Raw genomic sequence first — 24,065 nt, forward strand, 5'->3', positions numbered from 1 at the left:
GGTGATATGGATGCAAATACTACTAGTAGAAGATGACAATACTTTGTTTCAAGAATTGAAAAAAGAATTAGGACAATGGGATTTTAATGTTGCTGGTATTGAAGATTTCGGCAAAGTAATGGATACATTTGAAAGTTTTAATCCTGAAATTGTTATATTGGATGTTCAATTACCTAAATATGATGGGTTTTATTGGTGCAGAAAAATGAGAGAAGTTTCCAATGTGCCAATATTATTCTTATCATCTCGTGACAACCCGATGGATCAAGTGATGAGTATGGAACTTGGCGCAGATGATTATATGCAAAAGCCTTTTTATACAAATGTATTAATTGCTAAATTACAAGCGATTTATCGTCGTGTCTATGAGTTTACAGCTGAAGAAAAACGTACATTGACTTGGCAAGATGCTGTCGTTGATCTATCAAAAGACAGTATACAAAAAGGTGATCAGACGATTTTCCTGTCTAAAACAGAAATGATTATTTTAGAAATTCTTATTACCAAAAAAAATCAAATCGTTTCGAGAGATACAATTATCACTGCATTATGGGATGATGAAGCATTTGTTAGTGATAATACGTTAACAGTAAATGTGAATCGTTTACGAAAAAAATTATCTGAAATTAGTATGGATAGTGCAATCGAAACAAAAGTAGGAAAAGGATATATGGCTCATGAATAATTTGAAATGGGTAGCTTATTTTTTGAAATCTCGCATGAACTGGATATTTTGGATATTGTTTTTAAACTTGCTTATGTTAGGCATTAGTCTTATCGATTATGATTTTCCAATAGACAGTTTATTTTATATTGTTTCTTTGAATTTAAGTTTAACAATGATTTTTCTTATATTGACATATTTTAAAGAAGTAAAATTATATAAGCATTTTGACAAAGATAAAGAAATAGAAGAAATTAAACATAAAGATTTAGCGGAAACGCCATTTCAACGTCATACAGTTGATTATTTATATCGTCAAATTTTAGCGCATAAAGATAAAGTGGTCGACCAACAGTTACAATTGAACATGCATGAACAAACCATTACAGAATTTGTGCACGACATAAAAACACCTGTGACAGCCATGAAATTATTAATTGACCAAGAAGAGAATCAAGAAAGAAAACAAGCGCTATTATTTGAATGGTCACGTATTAACTCGATGTTAGATACGCAATTGTATATTACGAGATTAGAATCTCAACGCAAAGATATGTATTTTGATTACGTGTCACTTAAACGCATGGTCATTGATGAAATACAATTAACAAGACATATTAGTCAGGTTAAAGGTATTGGTTTTGATGTTGACTTTAAAGTGGATAATCATGTGTACACGGATATAAAATGGTGTCGTATGATTATTAGACAGATTTTATCAAATGCTTTGAAATATAGTGAGAATTATAATGTTGATATTTCAACGGAATTAATTGATCAACATGTTGCGTTAATCATCAAGGATCACGGAAGAGGTATTAGTAAAAAAGATATGCCTCGAATATTTGAACGTGGGTTTACGTCAACGGCTAACAGAAATGAAACGACATCCTCCGGCATGGGTCTATACTTAGTGGATAGTGTGAAAGATCAATTAGGAATACAATTACAAGTCACTTCGACTATTGGAAAAGGAACAACGGTTAAATTGATCTTCCCATTACAAAATGAAATTGTTGAGCGCATGTCAGAAGTGACAAATCTGTCATTTTAAACATGCGTTTTGTTACTTAGAATTGATACATCATGACCACTTCAACGATATAATCAAATAGATGTTAATTAAATACAAAATTGAAGGTAAGCGTGCCAAATTGAATATAAAGGAAATGAAGTTAAGATAAATATAGGAGTGTTAAAGTGACAATATTAGAAGTAAAACAATTAACAAAAATATATGGCAATAAGAAAATGGCACAAGAAGTTCTGCGAGATATCAATATGTCTGTTGAAGAAGGTGAATTTATTGCTATTATGGGACCTTCAGGATCTGGTAAAACGACCTTATTAAATGTTTTGAGTTCAATTGATTATATTTCGCAAGGTTCCATCACACTAAAAGGACACAAACTTGAAAAGCTTTCAAACAAAGCATTATCTGATATTCGAAAGCATGATATTGGTTTTATTTTTCAAGAATATAATTTACTGCATACATTGACTGTTAAAGAAAATATCATGTTACCATTAACGGTTCAGAAATTAGATAAGGACACAATGTTAGATCGTTATGAAAAAGTGGCAGAAGCATTAAATATATTAGACATCAGTGATAAATATCCATCCGAATTGTCTGGTGGTCAAAGACAACGAACATCAGCTGCCAGAGCATTTATAACATTGCCTTCTATTATATTTGCCGATGAACCTACAGGTGCACTCGATTCGAAAAGTACACAAGATTTATTAAAGCGATTAATGAAAATGAATGAAGAGATTAAGACGACGATTATTATGGTGACACATGATCCGGTTGCAGCTAGCTATGCAAATCGAGTAGTGATGCTTAAAGATGGGCAAATATTCACGGAGTTATATCAAGGTGATGATGACAAACATACTTTCTTTAAAGAAATCATACGTGTACAAAGTGTTTTAGGTGGCATTAATTATGAGTTTTAATGAGATTATATTTAAAAATTTCCGCCAAAATTTATCACATTATGCCATTTATCTTTTTTCGCTAATTACAAGTGTAGTTTTGTTTTTTAGCTTCGTAGCACTAAAATATACTCATAGCATTAACATAACTGAGACATATCCCATTATTAAAGAAGGATCGCAAGTAGGTAGTTACTTTCTATTTTTTATCATTATTGCCTTTTTGCTATATGCCAATTTACTATTTCTTAAACGTCGTAGTTCTGAACTTGCATTATATCAAACATTAGGTTTATCCAAATACAACATTATATATATATTGATGTTTGAACAATTATTAATATTTTCAATAACAGCTATATTGGGCATTACGATTGGTATCTTTGGTTCTAAAATTTTATTAATGATAGTGTTTACTTTATTAGGTATCAAAGAAAAGGTTCCAATTATTTTCAGCTTTAAAGCAGTGTTTGAGACGCTATTATTAATTGGCGTTGCTTATTTCCTAACTGCAGCTCAAAATCTTATCTTAGTATTGAAACAATCTATTTCAGAACTATCAAAGCATAATCAGGCTAAGCAAATGAATCATAATAAAATTACATTTGAAGAAGTTATACTAGGAATTCTAGGTATTATTTTAATCATCAGTGGGTATTACTACTCTTTACGCATTGTACATTACTATGATGCATTTGGCGTCCTTATGTTTATATTGTTTGCGACAGTAATTGGGGCGTATTTATTTTTTAAAAGTTCAGTATCCCTGGTATTTAAAATTATTAAAAGGTTTAAAAAAGGTGTAATAAGTGTAAATGATGTCATGTTTTCTTCATCTATTATGTATCGTATTCAGAAAAATGCATTTTCACTTACTGTTATGGCAATTATTTCAGCTATTACTTTATCAGTACTTTGTTTTGCTGCTATCAGTAGAGCAACTTTATCAAGTGAAATTAAGTACACGTCACCTCATGATGTTACGATTAAAGATCAACAGAAGGCGAATCAGTTAGCAAGTGAATTGAACAACCAAAAAATTCCTCATTTTTATAATTATAAAGAAGTGATTCATACAAAACTTTATAAGGATGACTTATTTGATATAAAAGCAAAGGAACCATATAATGTAACAATTACTAGTGATAAATATATTCCTAATACGGATTTGAAACGTGGTCAGGCTGATTTATTTGTAGCGGAAGGCTCTATTAAAGATTTAGTGAAGCATAAGAAACATGGTAAGGCAGTGATAGGAACGAAAAAGCACCATGTGGATATTAAATTACGTAAAGATATCAATAAAATTTACTTTATGACTGATGTTGACTTAGGTGGACCGACATTTGTGTTAAACGATCAAGATTATCAAGAGATAAGAAAGTATACTAAGCCAAAACACATTGTTTCTCAATTTGGATTTGATTTAAAACATAAAAAAGATATGTTAGCTTTGGAAAAAGCAACAAATAAAGTTGACAAATCTATTGAAACAAGAAGTGAAGCCATAAGTTCGATATCGAGTTTAACGGGAATATTGTTATTTGTAACCTCATTTTTAGGAATTAGTTTCCTAATTGCCGTATGTTGTATCATATACATTAAACAAATAGATGAAACTGAAGACGAGTTAGAAAATTATAGTATTCTTAGAAAACTTGGATTTACACAAAAAGATATGGCAAAAGGATTAAAATTTAAAATTGCGTTTAATTTTGGATTGCCATTAGTCATTGCACTTTCACATGCATATTTTACATCATTAGCATATATGAAATTGATGGGGACAACGAATCAAATACCGATATTTATAGTAATGGGATTATATATTTGTATGTATGCCATTTTTGCAATAACAGCTTATAATCATTCTAAGCGTACAATCAGACACTCAATTTAATATATATAGCAGCTTTCAGTAGGCTAGTGAATTAAGATTCATGAGCTATACTGAAAGCTTTTATTTTTGGATAGTTATAAATCCGGGCACGACAGTTTTAATGTATATGTTTCAACTTTGTAAATTGTATTAAATGTGAGAAAATAGAGCCATAGGCATTGAAAGAAATATGAAATAAGAATAGTTAGAAGAAAGATAAGTGAGTTTTAATATGTAAAAGATATGTAATAAATATTGCATCGTTGTTTAATTTCCAACTATGTCCATTTACAATTATTAGAGTTTTGTAGATAACAAATTGCCTATATATCAAGTTTTTCAAAACAAATGCCTACCACTATTTAAATTTTATGTAAAAGTTAAGTTTCGGAATTGTTAAAAATTTGTAAATTGAATTGTGGGATTGTAAATTTTGTGCTATTTTCATATAAGGGCAAATACAGTAAATTGTTTACTGTGAGGCATTTTTGAAATTAATATCAGTACACTTAAATTATACTGACGATTGATAATAACAAATTTGTATCATTAGTTTGTAAATTCACTTGTCTTAATTTGAAACAAATTATAACTGAATGTGATTGGTGACAATCGCTTAAATGGAGGATTTTAAATGTTTAGTAAGAAAAAAGATAAGTTTATGGTTCAATTAGAAGAGATGGTTTTCAATCTGGATCGTGCTGCTATTGAATTCGGTAAAATGGATTTCAATACTCATTTAGATTTAAAAGCATACTCAGACAACATTAAAACTTATGAGTCACATGGTGACGAATTAGTACATCAAGTAATTACTGATTTAAATCAAACATTTATCACACCAATTGAACGTGAAGATATTTTATCATTATGTGATGCAATTGATGATGTTTTAGATGCAATTGAAGAAACGGCAGCTATGTTTGAAATGTATTCAATCGAATACACAGATGAATATATGGCTGAGTTTGTTGATAACATTCAAAAAGCAGTTGCAGAAATGAAACTTGCTGTCGGCTTATTAGTCGATAAAAAATTATCACATATGCGTATTCATTCAATTAATATTAAAGAATTTGAAACAAACTGTGATGGTATTTTAAGACAGTCAATTAAACATATTTTCAATAGCGAAACAGATCCAATCACTTTAATTAAAATAAAAGATATTTATGAAAGCATGGAAGAAATCGCTGATAAATGTCAAATCGTAGCAAATAATTTTGAAACTATTATTATGAAAAATAGCTAAGGGGAGTTTATATTTATGTCATATATAATCATCGTCACTATAGCTGTAGTTATTTTCTCGCTGATATTTGACTTTATCAATGGATTCCATGATACAGCCAATGCAGTAGCTACTGCTGTATCTACTAGAGCGTTAACGCCTAAAACGGCAATTTTAATGGCAGCAGTGATGAACTTTATAGGTGCTTTAACATTTACGGGCGTTGCAGGCACCATTACTAAAGACATTGTCGATCCATTTAAATTGGAAAATGGCTTAGTTGTTGTGTTAGCTGCAATACTTGCGGCTATTGTTTGGAATTTAGCTACTTGGTTTTACGGAATTCCAAGTTCGTCTTCACATGCACTTATAGGTTCAATTGCGGGAGCAGCAATCGCATCTGAAGGCTCATTTGGAGTGTTACATTACCAAGGTTTCACAAAAATTATTATTGTATTAATCGTTTCACCGATTATCGCATTTTGTGTTGGTTTCTTGATGTATTCAATTTTTAAAGTTATCTTTAAAAATGCAAATTTAACAAGAGCGAATCGTAACTTTAGATTTTTCCAAATTTTCACAGCAGCGTTACAATCATTCTCTCACGGTACGAATGATGCGCAAAAATCAATGGGTATTATTACGTTGGCATTGATTGTTGCTAATGTACAGAATGATGGCAGCGTTGAACCACAGTTATGGGTAAAATTTGCCTGTGCGACAGCAATGGGGCTTGGTACTGCAATTGGTGGCTGGAAAATTATCAAAACTGTAGGTGGTAATATTATGAAAATACGTCCAGCAAATGGTGCTGCGGCCGATTTATCATCTGCATTAACAATTTTTGTTGCATCATCGCTACATTTCCCATTATCAACAACTCACGTTGTGTCATCATCAATCTTAGGTGTTGGTGCTTCTAACCGAGCTAAAGGTGTAAAATGGAGTACTGCGCAACGAATGATCATTACATGGGTGATTACATTACCTATTTCAGCATTGTTAGCAGGTTTACTATTCTATATACTTAACTTATTTTTCTAATTGAAAATAAAACTAAACTGAACTTCAGTATCACAAAAATGTGGTGGTATTGAAGTTCAGTTTTTTATGTAAATAGATAACATATTTTATAGAATTTACATAGAATGACCAAGACAAAGCATTTTAATTAGGGGCTAAGTTATAAATGTATTCCATGGAACATAAACAGTTAGGTCATTAAAATATAAGTAAGCGTAAAATAATGATTTAATAGTTTATATTCTGCAATGAATGAATAATTAAATAGCTATCAACTTGTTTGATTAACCTAAATTGTATTGGACTTTATTTAATATAAATTTGTATATGTAGACGAAAAAGCGTAAAATACTGGTATAACAAATTAAATCATTATATAGTCAACTTAGTTGCATTATTTTGATTTTTAATATATTATGCATTTAATTTAATCAAATAGGTAGGTTATTATTTTTTACCTAACTACCATTCATACAAAATATAAATAAGTATGATAGGGAAGGGTGAGATAATTTTTTGTACCAAAATGAAAATTTTTTTCAAAAATAAAAAACTAGCAATCTCACATGATGTGAATTGCTAGTATATATCAGTACAATTTATTTAATTAATGGATGAATGCATAGCTAGAAACTTCTGAAGCTGGAATTGTACGGTAGTTCATATTGTATGGACCATATGTGTAATTCATTTCAGAAATCAAGATACTACCATCACCATTGACACGTTCAACATAAGCAACATGACCATATGGGCCAGGTGTGCTTTGCATAATTGAACCAACTGATGGTGTGTTGTTTACTTGGTAACCATCATTAGCTGCGTTACCAGCCCAATACTTAGCGTCTGACCAATATGTGCTAATTGGACTACCAGCTTGAGCACGACGGTCAAACACGTACCATGTACATTGACCAGCAGTGTATAAATTTTGGTGATTAAAAGATGATGCATTGCCATTGCTACCTGTTGTAGCTGTTGGTGTTGTACCACCTGATCCACCATTAGGAATTTGTAATGTTTGGTTAGGCATAATTAAATAACCACGTAAGTTATTGGCTGCCATTAATTGATCAACTGAAACACCATATCTGCTAGCAATGATATTTAATGATTCACCAGCTTGTACAGTATGAGATGATGCTGAACCAGCTTGTGGAGAAGTGTTTGACGTATTTTGTGCATCACTTCCACCTACTGAGATAACTTGACCAGGGAATACCAAGTTGTTATCTAATTGGTTATTTTGTTTAATACTCTCTACTGAAGTGTTGTATTTTTGAGCAATACTCCATAATGATTCACCAGATTGTACTGTATGTTGTGTAGAAGCTTGTGCATCATGATGCGTTAAAAATGCAGCTGCACCAGATGTTGCTGTTATTGCAAATGCTAATTTTTTCAAAGGGACTCCTCCTTAAAATTAAGATTTACTACTTTTAAAAATTATTAAGACAATTTATATAGTAAATTAAGTTTTCGTTTTATATTACGCTTTCCATATTATCAAAAATAAGTAGCTTTGTGTGGTTTGTTATTATCTTGTAATATTATTAACATTTTAGGATATCGGTTCATATTTTTATAAATGCTGATTTGATAGTGTATAAAAGCGTTTTAGTGATTTTAACTAATTATAAAAATTTATATTTTGTAACATTGTAAAATGTAAAATTACTGTACTTGTTAAAGGTTATTTCTTTTGATGAAGCAAAATTTACTGTAAAATTTGACGCATAAAACGACAGTAGAAGGAGGAATTATTTTGTCGCAAAATACAAATCATTCATATTTTCAGCAAAACCAGCATGCTCAATCAATAAGTAAAGTGTGGCTTTATTTTATGTATTACTGGATTATATTTGGCATAGGATGCTATCTAGGTCAGTTTTTACCATTAAGTTGGCGACAACCCTTGTCATTTGGATTACTGATTATTATTTTAGCAACACTTGTATTTGAGAGAGCGAGACGGTTCGGTTTAATCATTTCACATATTTACGCTGTAGTAATTGGCTTATTGTCATACGCAACGTTTACCACGTATTTACAAAATTTAGGACCAGATATTTTCTATAAAAATATCGCATTAGCAATTTTTGCATTTATAGCATTTGGTATTATTGGTTATTTCTTCGTTGGAGATGCATCAAGTATAGGTAAGTATTTATTCGTTACATTAATAACTTTAATTATTGCGAGTCTAATTGGTATTTTTCTGCATAATCCTATTTTTTATACTGTTATTACCGTCGTTAGTCTGTTGTTATTTCTACTTTATACTTTGTATGATTTTAATCGTTTAAAAAGAGGTGACTATTCACCAAGAGAAATGGGATTTAATCTATTTATTAATTTGTTGAATATTATTAAGGATATACTTTATCTTGCTAATATGTTCAGAAGATAAACATTTAAATTAATAAAGAAATTTGTATAAAGTTTTGGAATAATCAACAATGAATATCAACCTTAAATTGGAGCGATTGTCATAAATTAGAAATTTAGATAGGGTAATTTAAATATATTACCTTAATTGTAAAGATATTATTAATCATTGAAATGATTAACTGCTATAGTTCTAAAGTAAACAAATCTTAGAAGATAAACTTTAAACAGGTATACTTGCCTTTCTAATTACACTTTTATTAGAAGAGTAAAGTATAGCTACGTATTAATTTTAAAATCGAAATATTAATAGGAATAAGTATAGATAATATAAACAATTTAATGTTAGTTTGAGCTCATCTCAAAAGTAGAATGTGATTTAAATAAGTGTTTATTTTTAAATTGAAAATGAATGTAAGGCTAACAAAAGATAATAGTAATACGTTGTAGATGTGGTCATTTAAAATTATTTTGAAAATGCTAAAAAGTAGTGCGTTTTCAATTAGATAGTTTAATTAAACTGACTACATCTATTTTTGTAATGTTTAAATGATTGATATATAAGTTTAAAAATTAACCATTATATAGTTTTATTTATTTTTGATTTGGTATTCGTATTGTGTTAAATTTACGTTTAATTAAATAAGTTAAATATTATAGGGAATGATAAAAGTGGTATTTAAATATAGAAAGAGGTAAAGTTATGGCAAAATCATGCTTGCATATACTTACTAATAATGAATATGCGACAACGCGTTGCCAAGATGGCATAGTCTTATTTTGGCCAATTGACGGGGAAATCGAACTACAAAAATTTCGTAAAAGTAAAATAATTGAAGATGATATATATATCATTAATCATCTGGATGTATTTAGTATTAAGAATAATAAAAAAACGATCATGTTGTATTTGAGTAGCGATTGGTTTGCGGAATTAGGCTTTACTTTCTTTAATTATCACTATACAGCAAAGTTAATTAAATCATCCTATAATTTGAAATGCTTATTATTAAAATTGACATATCGATACCTTGATAATCAGCCTCTTAATGACGCTGATATTAGAAAATTACAGGATATTATTAAAATCATTGCAAAAGAAGCAAGTATGGATAAAAAGATTGCGCAAAATCAATATCGTTATGCTTATTATGGTGATTTGCGAGATGAGCTCGAATATATTTATCAAAATGTAAATCAACGATTGACATTAAAAAGTGTCGCTGATAAATTATTTGTTTCAAAGTCAAATCTGTCTTCGCAATTCCACTTACTTATGGGCATGGGTTTTAAAAAATATATTGATACTTTGAAAATTGGTAAATCCATAGAGATTCTACTTACTACAGATAGTACTATTAGCAATATAAGTGAACATTTAGGATTTAGCAGCAGCTCAACGTACTCTAAAATGTTTAAAAGTTATATGGATATAACACCGAATGAATATCGTAATTTATCAAAATTTAATAAATGTATAATGCTTAATCCAGAGCCACTTGTAGGCGGTATGGCCCAAGAAGTAAAAGAAGTCATATTGAATTATATTGATCATTATAAAAATCACCTAACTGATGTTATACATATTGACGAAGACAAATTTGAAATACCTAAGTTATTTCAAACGGTTGTTCAAATTAATACTTATACAGAAATGAAACTTGTTTTCTTAGAAGGAATTTTTAAAACCTTATTGAACAAGAACAGCCAAGTTGTCTTTTTCATCATGCCATCGATTTTAAAAAGTAAAAATACCATGTCCGAAGAAGAAAAGTTTACAATCATTAAAACCATAATTGAAAGTGATTTAAAGATAGCATTTAATATAAATGATATTGAAACGACTTATTATGTTGAAGAAGCTTTTATGAATGTTATTAGACAATTATCTCCAAACGAAATAAATCATCATAATAATTACGAAGTGCATTTTGTTTTTGATTTATCATTGATGGAAATTAGGACAATTTACCGTATGATTTTAAAACTACATAACATCATGTTAAATGTGAAATTAGGATTGAATATTACCTGTTTATTTGATAAACCTTCAGTTTTTAAATCACTAGTATCACAAATAAAGCGACTTAAATTCAATTCGTTAATAATAGATAATGCAAATTTAAGTAGCCCTTATTTGATGGGGGAAAGTGATGAGTTACTATTGAAAAATATTTTGCATTTTAAAAATTTAAAAAAAGTTATTAACGAATTGGATATAGAACAAGAAAAGCTGATTTTTCTAAATGTTGAAAATCATAAACTGCTTAATAATAAAGAACGAGATTTAAGTAATAGTGCTCCATTAATTTATAAGACATTAAGTGCGCTGTATCATAACTTTGATGGTTTTGGATTAAACATTTTTGATAATCATCAAACATTTAATGCGATGCATCTATATGATAAAAATGGATTTAAAACAACACTAGGTCTTATATTAGAAAAGTTTATCGAATATGTCTCGAAACCAAAATACGAAAACAGTTATTATTCTATTTTTGATATAGAGAATTATCATTGCCTGGTTATTTATGATTGGCGAGTGATTGAGAGCGAGACAATTATGAGCAATTTTGAGGATAGTCAAGTTTATATAAATTTCAAAAATAATGTTTTAAACGATAAATATCTAATTGTAATAGAAACGTTAGATGAAAATAGTGGGAACATTAATCATTTGATTTCTAAAGAATTAAGAGATAAATATGAATGGAACCCCAGTTTACTCTCTAAAATTGACAACTACCTTAAACCAGCAATCGAGATTAAAGAGCATAACTTTAGTAATAATTCCTTAAACATTAACGTTACTTTTAATGCGTTATACATAATTAAAATAGGAAAAAAATAACACCTTGATATGTATTGCAAAATTTAATTTGCATTTGTTGGTAATTTTGACAACGTATTAAAAACAAATGAGAAAGACAATGGCAGAAAAATTTAAGATAATAATGACAGAAGCATTGTCTTTATATATTTGGGGGTGCAACATTTTGAATACTGAGAAATTAGAAACATTGCTTGGCTTCTATAAACAATATAAAGCATTATCTGAATATATTGATAAAAAATATAAGTTGTCGCTAAATGATTTAGCAGTCTTAGATTTAACGATGAAGTATTGCAAAGATGAAAAAGTACTTATGCAATCATTTTTAAAAACTGCAATGGATGAGCTAGATTTAAGTAGGACAAAATTATTAGTTTCTATAAGAAGACTAATTGAAAAAGAAAGACTTAGTAAAGTTAGATCATCTAAAGATGAGCGTAAAATTTATATTTATTTAAATGATGATGATATATCTAAATTTAATGCTTTATTTGAAGATGTAGAACAATTTTTAAATATTTAATTGAAATTGAGTGTCGAAAGCATAGAAATTGCTTATCGGCACATTTTTAATTTATACATATTTTAAAACTAAGTAACAGATTGAAGAAATCGTAGTTCAATAATGTTAATTGTGAAAATGTATATAATCATAAAAAAATCATGTATAATATATGTTGTTAATTAAACAGTTCGAAAGCGAGATGACATTATGGGACGTAAATGGAATAACATTAAAGAAAAAAAGGCCCAAAAGGATAAAAATACAAGTAGAATATATGCGAAATTTGGTAAGGAGATTTATGTTGCAGCAAAATCTGGTGAACCAAACCCAGAATCTAACCAAGCTTTAAGATTGGTACTTGAACGCGCTAAGACATATTCAGTACCGAATCATATTATTGAAAAAGCAATAGATAAAGCTAAGGGTGCTGGAGACGAAAACTTTGATCACCTAAGATATGAAGGATTTGGCCCAAGCGGATCAATGCTTATTGTTGATGCGTTAACAAACAATGTAAATCGTACTGCATCTGATGTGCGTGCTGCTTTTGGTAAAAACGGCGGTAATATGGGTGTATCTGGATCAGTTGCTTATATGTTTGACCATGTGGCAACGTTTGGTATTGAAGGTAAATCTGTTGACGATATACTTGAAACATTAATGGAACAAGATGTAGATGTAAATGATGTGATTGACGACAATGGATTGACAATAGTCTATGCTGAACCAGATCAATTTGCGGTTGTTCAAGATGCGCTTCGTGCAGCTGGTGTAGAAGAATTTAAAGTAGCAGAATTTGAAATGTTACCTCAAACAGATATTGAGCTTTCTGAAGCGGACCAAGTAACATTTGAAAAATTAATCGATGCATTAGAAGATTTAGAAGATGTACAAAACGTATTCCATAATGTGGATTTGAAATAATGAAAACAGCAGAACAATGGATTAATGAATTACAACTCGAATCGCATCCTGAAGGTGGTTTTTATAGAGAGACAATCCGAGAAGTATTAAAAGATGGACACAGAGCGCCGTTTAGCAGTATTTATTTTTTACTTACAGATGACAATATTTCGCATTTTCATCGAATTGATGCTGATGAAGTATGGTACTATCATGCCGGTGATTCTCTAACAATTCATATGATAAATCCGGATGGAGAATATATGACTGCAACATTGGGTACTGATATCCAAAATGGAGATGTATTGCAATATGTAGTGCCTAAAGGAACAATTTTTGCTTCTTCAATTGAAAATTCAAATACTTTTAGTTTAGTAGGTTGTATGTGTCAACCGGCATTTGAGTTTAAGCAATTTGAATTGTTTAAGCAATCTGAATTATTTGATCAATATCCGCATCTTAAATCAGTAATCGAAAAATATGCTTTAAAATAAAAAAGAATCAATGAAGTGGTTTGAAGGTTGTTAATAAACCTTTGAGTCACTTCATTTTTATATGTATTCTTGATTGAATCAGAATAGATTTGATGCTTCAGATGTTTTTAATGAAAATAGCATTAAATGATTTTGAAAACGATAAGAGTGTGTTATTTATATTTTTGAAAAATCACTTTTATGAAGAAATGTGTGTACTATCTAATTAATATTGTCTATTTTAAGTAAATTGAAGCGAGTTGTAGTAAAATAATAATAAATATTTTCATATGATTAACAAAAACTATAAAACTGTATCATGACATGACATCATTTATGTAGTTTTATATAATAATGACAAGGAGTTGGTGACTGTGAAAGTAAAGTATATAGATAAACGTCACTGGCGTCGCCTAATTGATAGGGAATACACAGAGGTAAAAGTTAATAATAATAGGTTTAAGGGTATTATAGGCTTAGTCACGATGAAAAAGGTTCGTGATCCTTTAGAGGTGACGGTAGTTGGACAAAATATCATTGTCGCAGATGACAATTATAAATGGTTGCAAATACTACCTGAAAAGAAACGTTATAGTATAACTGTAATGTTTGATAATAAAGGCAATCCATTAGAATATTATTTTGATATAAATATCAAAAATATAACGCAAAAAGGTAATGCGCGTACAGTAGATTTATGTTTAGATGTTTTAGCATTACCAAGTGGTGAATATGAGTTGGTAGATGAAGATGATTTAATGTTTGCATTAGAAAGTGAGCAAATTACAAAAAAGCAATTTCATGAAGCATATATGATTGCACATCAAATTATGGCAGAGTTAGAAAATGATTTTAAAGGATTCCAAAAGAAAATCATGTACTGCTTTAATAAAATTAATGCAAAGGCTCAAAAAAATCATCAAAAGCCACAAAATAAAACTAATTTTGAAAAAAGCAAACAAATAAAACCTAAGCAATATAATCAAACTAAAAATCACCAACAACAAAAGAAAACTAAGTAATTCAAGCTGCAGCCATACCAATAAAATTGGTGAAAATTATTCGTTAGTAATGAACTCTTGAATGCTCGTAGTCATGAAAGTTCAATAATTGAATAATTTATGGGGGGGAAATTATGAAGATTGAAGACTATCGTTTACTAATAACATTAGACGAAACGAAAACGTTACGTAAAGCGGCTGAAATTTTATATATATCTCAACCTGCTGTTACACAAAGACTAAAAGCTATTGAAAATGCTTTTGGAGTAGATATTTTTATCAGAACAAAAAAACAATTGATTACAACAACTGAAGGAACAATGATTATTGAGCATGCCCGTGACATGTTGAAAAGAGAGCGATTATTTTTTGACAAAATGCAGGCACATATTGGTGAAGTGAATGGAACAATATCAATCGGGTGTTCTTCTTTGATTGGACAAACCTTACTTCCTGAAGTTTTGAGCCTATATAATGCCCAATTTCCTAATGTTGAAATACAAGTGCAAGTTGGTTCAACTGAACAAATTAAAGCAAATCATAGAGATTATCATGTTATGATAACTCGTGGAAATAAGGTAATGAATTTAGCTAACACACACTTATTTAATGATGATCATTATTTTATTTTTCCAAAAAATAGACGAGATGATGTTACAAAGTTACCATTTATAGAGTTTCAAGCTGACCCGATTTATATAAATCAAATAAAACAATGGTATAACGATAATTTAGAACAAGATTACCATGCAACTATTACAGTGGATCAAGTAGCAACTTGCAAAGAAATGTTGATTAGTGGTGTAGGTGTTACAATCTTGCCAGAAATTATGATGAAAAATATCAGCAAAGAACAATTTGAGTTTGAAAAAGTAGAAATTGATAATGAACCGCTGATTCGTTCGACATTTATGAGTTATGATCCGAGCATGTTGCAATTGCCACAAGTTGATTCGTTTGTAAATCTCATGGCGAGCTTTGTTGAACAACCAAAGGCGTAGTCTTAAACTAATTTAAGGTTAGTATTTAATTTTAAACTATTCGGTTAAGTTGAACGCAGTTGTTTGCTAATGCACCAACAGCAAAAGAGCCCCTAATTAATAAATTAAAAGGGGACAAAGGAATACAGTTGGTTGCTAATGCACCAACTGCATAAGAGCCCCTAATTAATAAATTAAAAGGGGACGAAGGATTACAGTTGATTGCTAACGCACCAACAGCAAAAGAGCCCCTAATTAATAAATTAAAAGGGGATAAAGGATTACAGTTGATTGCTAACGCACCAACAGCAAAAGAGCCCCTAATTAATAAATTAAAAGGGGACGAAGGATTACAGTTGATTGCTAACGCACCAACAGCAAAAGAGCCCCTAATTAATAAATTAAAAGGGGATAAAGGATTACAGTTGATTGCTAACGCACCAACAGCAAAAGAGCCCCTAATTAATAAATTAAAAGGGGACGAAGGATTACAGTTGATTGCTAACGCACCAACAGCAAAAGAGCCCCTAATTAATAAATTAAAAGGGGATAAAGGATTACAGTTGATTGCTAACGCACCAACAGCAAAAGAGCCCCTAATTAATAAATTAAAAGGGGATAAAGGATTACAGTTGATTGCTAACGCACCAACTGCATAAGAGCCCCTAATTAATAAATTAAAAGGGGCTCTAAGAAGTGGGGTTATGGATATGTTTGCAGCGTTATTACAAATAAAGAATTATAAACTCTTTGTTGCTAATATGTTTCTACTAGGTATGGGTATTGCGGTTACGGTCCCATATCTTGTTCTTTTTGCAACTAAAGATTTAGGTATGACAACAAATCAGTATGGATTACTTCTAGCATCTGCAGCGATTAGCCAGTTTACAGTAAATTCAATTATTGCTAGATTTTCGGATACGCATCACTTTAATAGAAAAATTATTATTATTCTCGCATTATTAATGGGTGCGCTTGGTTTTTCAATATACTTTTTTGTAGATACAATCTGGTTATTCATATTACTATATGCGATTTTCCAAGGATTATTTGCACCAGCAATGCCCCAACTTTACGCATCTGCTAGAGAATCTATCAATGTTTCAAGCTCTAAAGATAGAGCTCAATTTGCCAACACAGTATTACGTTCAATGTTCTCATTGGGCTTTTTATTTGGTCCATTTATTGGTGCCCAATTAATCGGATTAAAAGGCTATGCTGGATTGTTTGGTGGAACAATAAGTATCATTTTATTTACTTTAGTACTTCAAGTGTTTTTCTATAAGGATTTAAACATTAAACACCCTATTAGTACGCAACAACATGTTGAAAAAATTGCTCCTAATATGTTTAAAGACAAAACACTTTTATTACCATTTATTGCATTTATTTTATTACACATTGGACAATGGATGTATACGATGAATATGCCTTTATTTGTTACTGATTATTTAAAAGAAAATGAGCAACATGTCGGTTATTTAGCTAGTTTATGTGCTGGTTTAGAAGTGCCATTTATGATCATTCTTGGCGTTTTATCATCTAGATTACAGACTCGAACATTGTTGATTTATGGAGCGATATTTGGTGGTTTATTCTACTTCAGCATTGGGGTATTTAAAAACTTCTATATGATGTTAGCAGGACAGGTGTTTTTAGCTATTTTCTTAGCGGTTCTTTTAGGAATTGGTATTAGTTATTTCCAAGATATCTTACCAGATTTCCCAGGATACGCCTCAACACTATTTTCTAATGCAATGGTTATTGGACAGTTAGGCGGTAACTTATTAGGTGGTGCTATGAGTCACTGGGTAGGTTTGGAAAATGTATTTTTTGTATCAGCAGCATCAATCATGTTAGGTATGATACTTATATTCTTTACTAAAAATCAAAAAATTACAAAAGAGGATGTGATATCAACATGACAATTATTTTATGGCTACTTATCATTGCTGCCTTCATGTTAGCATTTGTTGGGTTGATTAAGCCGATTATTCCTTCTGTTTTAGTATTATGGGTTGGCTTTCTAATCTATCAATTTGGCTTTCATAATCAGCATTTATCATGGGTGTTTTATGTATCTATGGCATTGCTAACAATATTAATTTTATGTGCGGACTTTTTAGCTAATAAATATTTTGTGAATCGCTTCGGTGGTTCTAAGTTTGGAGAGTATGCAGCTTTAATTGGTGTGGTTATTGGATGTTTTGTTTTACCGCCATTTGGAATTATTATTATACCTTTTATTTTGGTATTCATAGTTGAATTAATACAAGGCTATTCATTTGAAAGAGCAGTTAAAGTAAGTATAGGTTCAATCGTAGCATTTTTAACAAGTAGTATAGCTCAAGCAATCATTATGTTTATAATGATTGTATGGTTCTTTATAGATGCTTTATTGATTAATTAATAAAAAGCTTATTGCAAAATATGTTTTTCGGTAACTGTAATTTTGTGATTTTATCATGAACAGTACCAAATTCGCATATGATGTAATAAGCTTTTAGTTTATAAAAATGTATGAGAATGTTTTTTCGAAATATTTCTTTCAATGCGTAATCCAATAGGCATAACAATAAATGAAAATATAATAAATACCCAATTGCTTACCTGAATATATGGTCCAAAGGCAAGTAATGATTGTGGAATAAAGAATACATAGAAAAATCCTACAATTAGTAGAATGATTGCTAAATAGGTGAATATCCATATCCAATTTGAATTGTTAAAACACTGCAATTGTATTGTTTTAAAACTAAACCATATAAATAAAAAGACAATAAAGAATCCGACGACTACTGAAAACGGGAACGAAACAAAATATAAATTACTTCCACTTTTTTCCATGAAAAATCCTAAAAATCCTTTGAGAAAACTAACAATCCCAATTAATAGAACGATGTGCTGATATATATATTTAAAAATATTTTTAAATGTTTCATTAGGCATCGCTTTTAGTTCTTTTATTGCATGTGCTTTTGGATCGTGATTGAAAAAATCTAAGGCTAATAAACCATGTTGTTCTGCGCTTAATAATTGTTTAAGTATACGGTTAATAATTAACTCTGTATCATGAGGATTGACGCGAAAGTCAGAGCGCATATAAGTCATATAATTCTCGAAGATTTCTCTATCAGTATTGCTTAATCTTAATGATTTAACATTATTTTCTTTTGTTAATTGCGCAGTACTTTTCATTGTTAATTAAGCGCTCCTTTAAAAATGTTTAATTCCAAATTAAAATGGAAATGATTTTATAGTATTAATAAGGTCAATCATATCATATTAAACGCATAAATATAACGATTAATATTGGAGAGGAAAATGAGGACACTTAATAAAGATGAACATAATTATATCAAGCAAATAGCTAATATACATGAGACATTATTGTCGCAAGTAGAATCCAACTATAAATGTACTAAACTGAGTATTGCTCTTAGGTACGAGATGATATGTTCAAGATTAGAACATACAAATGATAAAATTTATATATATGAAAATGAAGGTCAATTAATAGCGTTTATTTGGGGACATTTTAGTAATGAAAAAAGTATGGTTAACACTGAACTGCTATATGTTGAACCACAATTTCGCAAACTGGGAATAGCTACGCAACTGAAGATTGCGCTTGAAAAATGGGCAAAAACTATGAATGCAAAGCGAATAAGCAGTACAATTCATAAAAGTAATTTACCAATGATATCTTTGAATAAAGATTTAGGTTATCAAGTGAGTCATGTGAAAATGTATAAAGATATTGATTAGAATTAGGATTATGTTGCTAATTCATGTTAAAATTAAAAAAGATTTAATGACGTTAAGGAGTTTTATATGAAGAAATTAATCATCAGTATTATGGCGGTCATGCTATTTTTAACAGGTTGTGGTAAAAGCCAAGAGAAAGCCACTCTGGAAAAGGACATCGATAATTTACAAAAAGAAAATAAAGAATTAAAAGATAAAAAAGAAAAGCTTCAACAAGAAAAAGAAAAATTAGCAGATAAGCAAAAAGACCTTGAAAAAGAAGTGAAAGATTTAAAACCTTCAAAAGAAGATAACAAGGATGATAAAAAAGACGAAGACAAAAATAAAGATAAAGATAAAGAGGCATCACAAGATAAGCAATCAAAAGATCAAACTAAGTCATCGGATAAAGATAATCACAAAAAGCCTACATCAACAGATAAAGATCAAAAAGCTAATGACAAACACCAATCATAATTGAATTGCTTTCTTGTTATAGATGAAAGGTACAGCGTTTTAAACCTTATTTTAAGGGTATGTATTAATTAAAATGTGGTCATGATTGAAACAGAATGTAAAAATAGACAACGTAATTAATAAAGGAGAGAAACGGCATGCATGAACAAGATTTTAGAATTTTAGAGGGTCAAGATATTACTTTGCCAGAATTAGGTAGAGAATTAGAAAATATTACAGGACGCACGATTGCTGATTCTACTGGCGAAATTAAGCGTGTAATTGCACATTTACCAAACTTTGAGTCCGATACAGATACTTTTGTTGCTACATATCGTTTAAACCATCAACAAGATTTTATAGATGCTACTTTTACTGCGCTGAAATCAGATAGAGCACGTTTAAAAGAAGTGCCAGTTCATGTTGAACTTATAAGTTATATTTCTAAATCAAAATAAACTGCTATCTAAAACGCAAAGTTGATCAAAATATCGATTTTGTGTTTTTTATTGAGAAATTATATAGGAGTGTCAATCGATGATTTATTGTGAAACAGAGCGTTTAATATTAAGAGACTGGCATGAAGATGATCTGTTACCTTTTCAAAAAATGAATGCGAATTATGACGTACGTAAATATTTTCCAAGTTTATTGAGTTATCGTCGTTCAGAATTAGATATGAGAACTATGGATGCGGTTATTAAAGATTATGGCATTGGATTATTTGCTGTAGAAGATAAAGAGTCCCATCAATGGATAGGCTTTATAGGTTTGAATTATATTCCAGAAACAAGCGATTATCCATTTAAAGAATTACCGCTTTATGAAATAGGTTGGCGCTTGTTGCCAGAATTTTGGGGAAAAGGATTAGCAACTGAAGGCGCAAAGGTAGCGTTGAAGTTAGCAGAACAACATCAAATATACGATGTCTATAGTTTTACAGCAGAAGCAAATAAAGCTTCACAACGTGTAATGGAAAAAATTGGCATGACAGTGTATGATCATTTCGAATTACCCAATCTAAGTAAGTATCATTTATTAAAAAGGCAAGTGCGCTATTACATTAATCTTCGAAAGTGAAAAATTTATACATAAGCGTAACAAACACCCCTAATATTGTTTAGCTGATGATAACAATATTAGGGGTGTTTGTTTATTTTTTAACCTTAGAATGATTAATCGTATGAACGAGTACCTAGAGGTTTGAAATTCAATATAGATTCTATTAATGATTCCTTAGTGTCACATAACGGTGCAAGTGCACGATACTTAGGATCAATAAAACCTTCCTCAATCATATGGTCAATCATTGTTTGTAGTGGATTGAAAAAGCCATTAATATTATAAATGGCAATAGGCTTTTCATGGATACCAATTTGAGCCCAACTATACATTTCGAAAAATTCTTCTAGTGAACCTGCGCCGCCGGGAGCCATGACAAATGCATCTGCAAGTTCTGCCATTTTATTTTTACGTTCATGCATAGAATCAACTAGAATTAATTCAGTTAAACGTTGGCTTGTGATTTCATGTTCATCTAACATTTTAGGCATGACGCCAATAGCTTTGCCGCCATGATCTAATACACCATCTTGAATGGCACCCATAATACCAATTGACCCTGCACCAAATACTAATTCATAACCTTGTTCAGCAAAATATTTACCTAAATCGTATGCTTTTTGTACATATGAAGGGTCATGACCTTTGCTTGCACCACAATAAACTGCGATTCGTTTCATGTTAATCCAGCTCCTTAATTCGATGAATGACTTTTAATAGTGATTGTTCAAACACTTTTTGATCTTGCTTTGTAAAAGGTGGGGGACCTTTGTGGCGACCACCTTGTTTTCTAATTTGTGCATTCATATATCGTTTATCTAATAGTTGTTGAATATTTTTGGAATTGTATATCTTCCCATTATGATGCATGACAATTAAGACTTTGTCGACTAATAAACTTGCGAGTCCATAATCTTGAGTGACTACGATATCATCTTTCGTTGATAATTGAACAATTTTGTAATCAACTGCATCTGGTCCATCATCAACATATAATGTTGATACATGCGGGGGATATAATTGGTTCGAAAAATGGCTGAAGCTCCGAATAATTGTCACAAAAATGCCTGTCTCAGTTGTTAAATCTATAATAGAATCAACAACAGGACAAGCATCTCCATCAATAATAATATGTGTCACAATTATGCCTCAGTATTGTTTTCTTTATTTTGTTGAGAGGCGCTTTTGGCAACATAATCTTTATATTTTTTAAATGACTTGATGCGTGCTTTATCAGCTTCTTGTTGGCGTTTTTGTTCTTCTTTGTGTCGTTTTTCAATATTTTTTTGTAACTTTTTATTCATTTTAGCGATTTCTTTGCGATTTTTTTCAGCTAGTTTATCGCCTTTTTTCTCAGTTTTCTCATCTAATTTATTAGGTGTTAAGCCTGCTTTTTCTTCGTATTTTTGTGATTTTTTCATATCTTTAACACGTTGTATTTCATTCTTTTCGCGGGCTTTTTGCTCTTCTTTATGACGCTTTTCGATATTTTTTTGAAGTATTTTATTCATTTTATCAGCGTCTTTACGATTTTGTTTAGCTAATTTTTCGCCTTTTTTCTCAATATAGGCAGGATCATGTTCTCTAGCAAACTTTTTAAGTTCACGCTTATTTTCAAAATCTTGTTTTTTATCGCCGACATATTCTTTAACATCACTCGCTGTGTTACTGATTGCTGCAGATGTTTTTGAAGCAACTTTACTTGTAGCATCTGTAACTTTTTGTACGTCCGGATGTTGTTTGATACGTTTACGTTCAACAATTAACGGTACCAATACAATTGGTAATACATTAATCATAAATTTGATGACTTTTTTCTTATCCATAGATCTTGCCTCCATAATTACTTTATTAATTTTACATACCCTATGATACATCAATATAAACGATGATAGTAGTGAATCACTATTAAGTATTTCAGATGTTTTTTAAAAGAAGACAATAAAAACTGCCAATCAAGTGGTTCCTTAATTGACAGTCTATATTTTAAAAGGAAATTAAATACCTTTACCAATGCCAAATCCGAAGTAAAGTATAGCAATAAAGATTACTAATACAATTCTGTAAATGGCAAATGGAATTAGTTTGATTTTGTTAATTAGATGCAAGAATGTTTTGATTGCAATTAGTCCAACAGTAAATGCAGCTAAAAAGCCTAAAATATAAAAAGGTATATCAGCAATCTGAATATCTTGATAATGTTTTAATAAAGATAAACCACTAGCTGCTAACATAATTGGAACAGCCATAATAAATGTGAAGTCTGATGCAGCTTTATGATTTAATTTCATTAATACCCCAGTTGAAATTGTTGAGCCTGAACGGCTGAAACCAGGCCACATAGCTACTGCTTGAGAGATACCAATTACAAACGCTTGGAAATAATTGATTTGATCTACTGTTTGTGGGTTTTTAACTTTAGCTGAGTATTTATCAGCAATAATCATATAGATAGCACCTACGAATAAGCCAATCATAACAGTTGGCACACTAAATAAATGTTCTTCGATGAAATCATCAAATAGTAAGCCTAAAATACCTGCTGGCACCATACCCACTAATACATGTAATAAATTTAAACGTCTTGGCTTTGAACGTCTTTGTTGATCGTTTTCTCCTTCAACATGTTTGTGTTTACCAATATGTAAAATCTCTAAGAAGCGTTCGCGGAATACCCATGCTGCTGCAAAGACGGATCCTAATTGGATGACGATTTTAAATGTAAATGCTGATTGAGAACCTAAAAATTCAGATGATTTTAACCACATATCATCAACTAGAATCATATGTCCAGTAGAGGAAACAGGTGCAAATTCTGTTAATCCTTCGACGACCCCTAAGATAATACCTTTTATTAATTCAATGATAAACATAATGTACCCACTTTCATTACTCAATTTAATTTATTTAAATATCAAAATTACCATATCATGATAGCATATTCATTTAAAGACATGCTAGTTATAGTTATAATAC

At 30.4% G+C, this 24,065-nt stretch carries 27 protein-coding genes; 21 read left to right on the forward strand and 6 right to left on the reverse strand.

The genetic code is table 11. The features are described 5' to 3' along the window. The first annotated feature begins 10 nt into the window (after positions 1–10). The 6 genes from graR (at position 11) to IDG65_RS00510 (ending at position 6,759) form a co-directional block, all read left to right on the forward strand. Positions 11–685, forward strand: a complete 675-nt coding sequence (gene graR, locus IDG65_RS00485) for a response regulator transcription factor GraR/ApsR (protein WP_206174004.1) — start codon at positions 11–13, stop codon at positions 683–685. After that, positions 678–1,718: a histidine kinase GraS/ApsS gene (graS, locus tag IDG65_RS00490; RefSeq protein WP_001061259.1), complete on the forward strand. Its 1,041-nt coding sequence runs from the start codon at positions 678–680 to the stop codon at positions 1,716–1,718. The genes graR and graS overlap by 8 nt, the downstream gene beginning before the upstream one ends. A 146-nt stretch (positions 1,719–1,864) precedes the next feature. Then, the gene (gene vraF, locus IDG65_RS00495) at positions 1,865–2,626 is read left to right on the forward strand and encodes an ABC transporter ATP-binding protein VraF (RefSeq protein ID WP_000153733.1); all 762 of its coding nucleotides are present in this window, start codon (positions 1,865–1,867) and stop codon (positions 2,624–2,626) included. Continuing rightward, positions 2,616–4,505 carry an FtsX-like permease family protein gene (locus IDG65_RS00500; protein WP_000009398.1) on the forward strand — a complete coding sequence of 630 codons (1,890 nt, stop codon included), beginning with the start codon at positions 2,616–2,618 and terminating at the stop codon, positions 4,503–4,505. The genes vraF and IDG65_RS00500 overlap by 11 nt, the downstream gene beginning before the upstream one ends. A gap of 613 nt (positions 4,506–5,118) precedes the next feature. Beyond that, entirely contained in the window at positions 5,119–5,736 is a 618-nt protein-coding gene (locus IDG65_RS00505) for a DUF47 domain-containing protein (protein ID WP_000491755.1), read from the forward strand. A gap of 15 nt (positions 5,737–5,751) precedes the next feature. After that, positions 5,752–6,759, forward strand: coding sequence for an inorganic phosphate transporter (locus IDG65_RS00510; protein WP_000120370.1), 1,008 nt, complete (start codon positions 5,752–5,754; stop codon positions 6,757–6,759). 586 nt (positions 6,760–7,345) lie between these two features. Here IDG65_RS00510 and IDG65_RS00515 read toward each other — a convergent pair. Further along, a complete protein-coding gene (locus IDG65_RS00515; protein WP_000731644.1) occupies positions 7,346–8,143 on the reverse strand; it encodes a LysM peptidoglycan-binding domain-containing protein in 798 nt (265 codons plus the stop codon). Between the two features lie 360 nt (positions 8,144–8,503). Here IDG65_RS00515 and IDG65_RS00520 point away from each other — a divergent pair, with 360 nt between their 5' ends. The 11 genes from IDG65_RS00520 to IDG65_RS00570 all read left to right on the forward strand — a co-directional run bounded on the left by IDG65_RS00520 (position 8,504) and on the right by IDG65_RS00570 (position 18,234). Beyond that, the gene (locus IDG65_RS00520) at positions 8,504–9,148 is read left to right on the forward strand and encodes a Bax inhibitor-1/YccA family protein (RefSeq protein WP_000081595.1); all 645 of its coding nucleotides are present in this window, start codon (positions 8,504–8,506) and stop codon (positions 9,146–9,148) included. A gap of 681 nt (positions 9,149–9,829) precedes the next feature. After that, positions 9,830–11,980: a helix-turn-helix transcriptional regulator gene (locus IDG65_RS00525; RefSeq protein WP_001129745.1), complete on the forward strand. Its 2,151-nt coding sequence runs from the start codon at positions 9,830–9,832 to the stop codon at positions 11,978–11,980. 145 nt (positions 11,981–12,125) lie between these two features. Continuing rightward, positions 12,126–12,485, forward strand: coding sequence for an HTH-type transcriptional regulator SarX (gene sarX, locus IDG65_RS00530; RefSeq protein WP_001805574.1), 360 nt, complete (start codon positions 12,126–12,128; stop codon positions 12,483–12,485). Between the two features lie 189 nt (positions 12,486–12,674). Continuing rightward, the gene (locus IDG65_RS00535; protein WP_000532965.1) at positions 12,675–13,391 is read left to right on the forward strand and encodes a YebC/PmpR family DNA-binding transcriptional regulator; all 717 of its coding nucleotides are present in this window, start codon (positions 12,675–12,677) and stop codon (positions 13,389–13,391) included. Further along, the gene (locus tag IDG65_RS00540) at positions 13,391–13,864 is read left to right on the forward strand and encodes a cupin domain-containing protein (RefSeq protein WP_000844688.1); all 474 of its coding nucleotides are present in this window, start codon (positions 13,391–13,393) and stop codon (positions 13,862–13,864) included. Before IDG65_RS00535 ends, IDG65_RS00540 begins: the two co-directional genes overlap by 1 nt. Positions 13,865–13,956: 92 nt before the next feature. Continuing rightward, on the forward strand, positions 13,957–14,073 hold the full coding sequence (locus IDG65_RS00545; RefSeq protein ID WP_001805577.1) for a hypothetical protein: 117 nt from the start codon (positions 13,957–13,959) through the stop codon (positions 14,071–14,073). Positions 14,074–14,217: 144 nt separating this feature from the next. Beyond that, complete coding sequence (locus tag IDG65_RS00550) at positions 14,218–14,865, forward strand: ribonuclease FAU-1 family protein (protein ID WP_000865623.1); 648 nt, start codon at positions 14,218–14,220, stop codon at positions 14,863–14,865. Positions 14,866–14,978: 113 nt separating this feature from the next. Further along, positions 14,979–15,845: a LysR family transcriptional regulator gene (locus IDG65_RS00555; RefSeq protein WP_000687412.1), complete on the forward strand. Its 867-nt coding sequence runs from the start codon at positions 14,979–14,981 to the stop codon at positions 15,843–15,845. A 197-nt stretch (positions 15,846–16,042) separates the two neighbouring features. Continuing rightward, positions 16,043–16,483, forward strand: coding sequence for a hypothetical protein (locus IDG65_RS00560; protein ID WP_142671197.1), 441 nt, complete (start codon positions 16,043–16,045; stop codon positions 16,481–16,483). Between the two features lie 45 nt (positions 16,484–16,528). Continuing rightward, positions 16,529–17,749, forward strand: coding sequence for a sugar efflux transporter (locus IDG65_RS00565; protein WP_000367064.1), 1,221 nt, complete (start codon positions 16,529–16,531; stop codon positions 17,747–17,749). Beyond that, positions 17,746–18,234 carry a DUF456 domain-containing protein gene (locus IDG65_RS00570; RefSeq protein ID WP_000152582.1) on the forward strand — a complete coding sequence of 163 codons (489 nt, stop codon included), beginning with the start codon at positions 17,746–17,748 and terminating at the stop codon, positions 18,232–18,234. Before IDG65_RS00565 ends, IDG65_RS00570 begins: the two co-directional genes overlap by 4 nt. A 98-nt stretch (positions 18,235–18,332) precedes the next feature. Here the strand turns inward: IDG65_RS00570 and IDG65_RS00575 are convergent, their stop codons facing one another. Further along, positions 18,333–19,022, reverse strand: coding sequence for a DUF1129 domain-containing protein (locus tag IDG65_RS00575; protein WP_000842865.1), 690 nt, complete (start codon positions 19,020–19,022; stop codon positions 18,333–18,335). A gap of 126 nt (positions 19,023–19,148) precedes the next feature. Between IDG65_RS00575 and IDG65_RS00580 the strand changes: the two genes are divergently transcribed. The 4 genes from IDG65_RS00580 (at position 19,149) to IDG65_RS00595 (ending at position 21,107) form a co-directional block, all read left to right on the forward strand. After that, positions 19,149–19,592, forward strand: a complete 444-nt coding sequence (locus tag IDG65_RS00580) for a GNAT family N-acetyltransferase (protein WP_001259682.1) — start codon at positions 19,149–19,151, stop codon at positions 19,590–19,592. A 66-nt stretch (positions 19,593–19,658) separates the two neighbouring features. Next, positions 19,659–20,048, forward strand: a complete 390-nt coding sequence (locus IDG65_RS00585; RefSeq protein WP_000733435.1) for an SA0632 family lipoprotein — start codon at positions 19,659–19,661, stop codon at positions 20,046–20,048. 137 nt (positions 20,049–20,185) lie between these two features. Next, positions 20,186–20,485, forward strand: coding sequence for a hypothetical protein (locus IDG65_RS00590; protein ID WP_000545116.1), 300 nt, complete (start codon positions 20,186–20,188; stop codon positions 20,483–20,485). A gap of 79 nt (positions 20,486–20,564) precedes the next feature. Continuing rightward, a complete protein-coding gene (locus tag IDG65_RS00595) occupies positions 20,565–21,107 on the forward strand; it encodes a GNAT family N-acetyltransferase (RefSeq protein WP_000638615.1) in 543 nt (180 codons plus the stop codon). A 95-nt stretch (positions 21,108–21,202) separates the two neighbouring features. Here the strand turns inward: IDG65_RS00595 and IDG65_RS00600 are convergent, their stop codons facing one another. From IDG65_RS00600 to IDG65_RS00615, 4 genes are all read right to left on the reverse strand, one after another. Next, the gene (locus IDG65_RS00600; protein WP_000820892.1) at positions 21,203–21,769 is read right to left on the reverse strand and encodes an LOG family protein; all 567 of its coding nucleotides are present in this window, start codon (positions 21,767–21,769) and stop codon (positions 21,203–21,205) included. 1 nt (position 21,770) lies between these two features. Then, a complete protein-coding gene (locus IDG65_RS00605) occupies positions 21,771–22,229 on the reverse strand; it encodes a YaiI/YqxD family protein (protein WP_000148828.1) in 459 nt (152 codons plus the stop codon). A gap of 2 nt (positions 22,230–22,231) precedes the next feature. After that, positions 22,232–22,915, reverse strand: a complete 684-nt coding sequence (locus IDG65_RS00610; RefSeq protein ID WP_000358504.1) for a hypothetical protein — start codon at positions 22,913–22,915, stop codon at positions 22,232–22,234. Positions 22,916–23,086: 171 nt separating this feature from the next. Continuing rightward, positions 23,087–23,962, reverse strand: coding sequence for an undecaprenyl-diphosphate phosphatase (locus IDG65_RS00615; RefSeq protein ID WP_000469893.1), 876 nt, complete (start codon positions 23,960–23,962; stop codon positions 23,087–23,089). Positions 23,963–24,065 lie beyond the last annotated feature (103 nt).

Source organism: Staphylococcus sp. EG-SA-17 (assembly GCF_017151845.1).
In the GTDB taxonomy this organism is placed as follows: Bacteria; Bacillota; Bacilli; order Staphylococcales; family Staphylococcaceae; genus Staphylococcus; species Staphylococcus aureus.

What these genes read in the sequence shown, in the direction of transcription:
- graR (WP_206174004.1), top strand. Translation starts at nt 11, where the DNA reads ATGCAAATACTACTAGTAGAAGATGACAATACTTTGTTTCAAGAATTG.
- graS (WP_001061259.1), top strand. Translation starts at nt 678, where the DNA reads ATGAATAATTTGAAATGGGTAGCTTATTTTTTGAAATCTCGCATGAAC.
- IDG65_RS00500 (WP_000009398.1), top strand. Translation starts at nt 2,616, where the DNA reads ATGAGTTTTAATGAGATTATATTTAAAAATTTCCGCCAAAATTTATCA.
- IDG65_RS00505 (WP_000491755.1), top strand. Translation starts at nt 5,119, where the DNA reads ATGTTTAGTAAGAAAAAAGATAAGTTTATGGTTCAATTAGAAGAGATG.
- IDG65_RS00510 (WP_000120370.1), top strand. Translation starts at nt 5,752, where the DNA reads ATGTCATATATAATCATCGTCACTATAGCTGTAGTTATTTTCTCGCTG.
- IDG65_RS00525 (WP_001129745.1), top strand. Translation starts at nt 9,830, where the DNA reads ATGGCAAAATCATGCTTGCATATACTTACTAATAATGAATATGCGACA.
- IDG65_RS00535 (WP_000532965.1), top strand. Translation starts at nt 12,675, where the DNA reads ATGGGACGTAAATGGAATAACATTAAAGAAAAAAAGGCCCAAAAGGAT.
- IDG65_RS00540 (WP_000844688.1), top strand. Translation starts at nt 13,391, where the DNA reads ATGAAAACAGCAGAACAATGGATTAATGAATTACAACTCGAATCGCAT.
- IDG65_RS00545 (WP_001805577.1), top strand. Translation starts at nt 13,957, where the DNA reads ATGCTTCAGATGTTTTTAATGAAAATAGCATTAAATGATTTTGAAAAC.
- IDG65_RS00555 (WP_000687412.1), top strand. Translation starts at nt 14,979, where the DNA reads ATGAAGATTGAAGACTATCGTTTACTAATAACATTAGACGAAACGAAA.
- IDG65_RS00565 (WP_000367064.1), top strand. Translation starts at nt 16,529, where the DNA reads ATGGATATGTTTGCAGCGTTATTACAAATAAAGAATTATAAACTCTTT.
- IDG65_RS00570 (WP_000152582.1), top strand. Translation starts at nt 17,746, where the DNA reads ATGACAATTATTTTATGGCTACTTATCATTGCTGCCTTCATGTTAGCA.
- IDG65_RS00575 (WP_000842865.1), bottom strand. Translation starts at nt 19,022, where the DNA reads ATGAAAAGTACTGCGCAATTAACAAAAGAAAATAATGTTAAATCATTA.
- IDG65_RS00580 (WP_001259682.1), top strand. Translation starts at nt 19,149, where the DNA reads ATGAGGACACTTAATAAAGATGAACATAATTATATCAAGCAAATAGCT.
- IDG65_RS00585 (WP_000733435.1), top strand. Translation starts at nt 19,659, where the DNA reads ATGAAGAAATTAATCATCAGTATTATGGCGGTCATGCTATTTTTAACA.
- IDG65_RS00590 (WP_000545116.1), top strand. Translation starts at nt 20,186, where the DNA reads ATGCATGAACAAGATTTTAGAATTTTAGAGGGTCAAGATATTACTTTG.
- IDG65_RS00595 (WP_000638615.1), top strand. Translation starts at nt 20,565, where the DNA reads ATGATTTATTGTGAAACAGAGCGTTTAATATTAAGAGACTGGCATGAA.
- IDG65_RS00600 (WP_000820892.1), bottom strand. Translation starts at nt 21,769, where the DNA reads ATGAAACGAATCGCAGTTTATTGTGGTGCAAGCAAAGGTCATGACCCT.
- IDG65_RS00610 (WP_000358504.1), bottom strand. Translation starts at nt 22,915, where the DNA reads ATGGATAAGAAAAAAGTCATCAAATTTATGATTAATGTATTACCAATT.
- IDG65_RS00615 (WP_000469893.1), bottom strand. Translation starts at nt 23,962, where the DNA reads ATGTTTATCATTGAATTAATAAAAGGTATTATCTTAGGGGTCGTCGAA.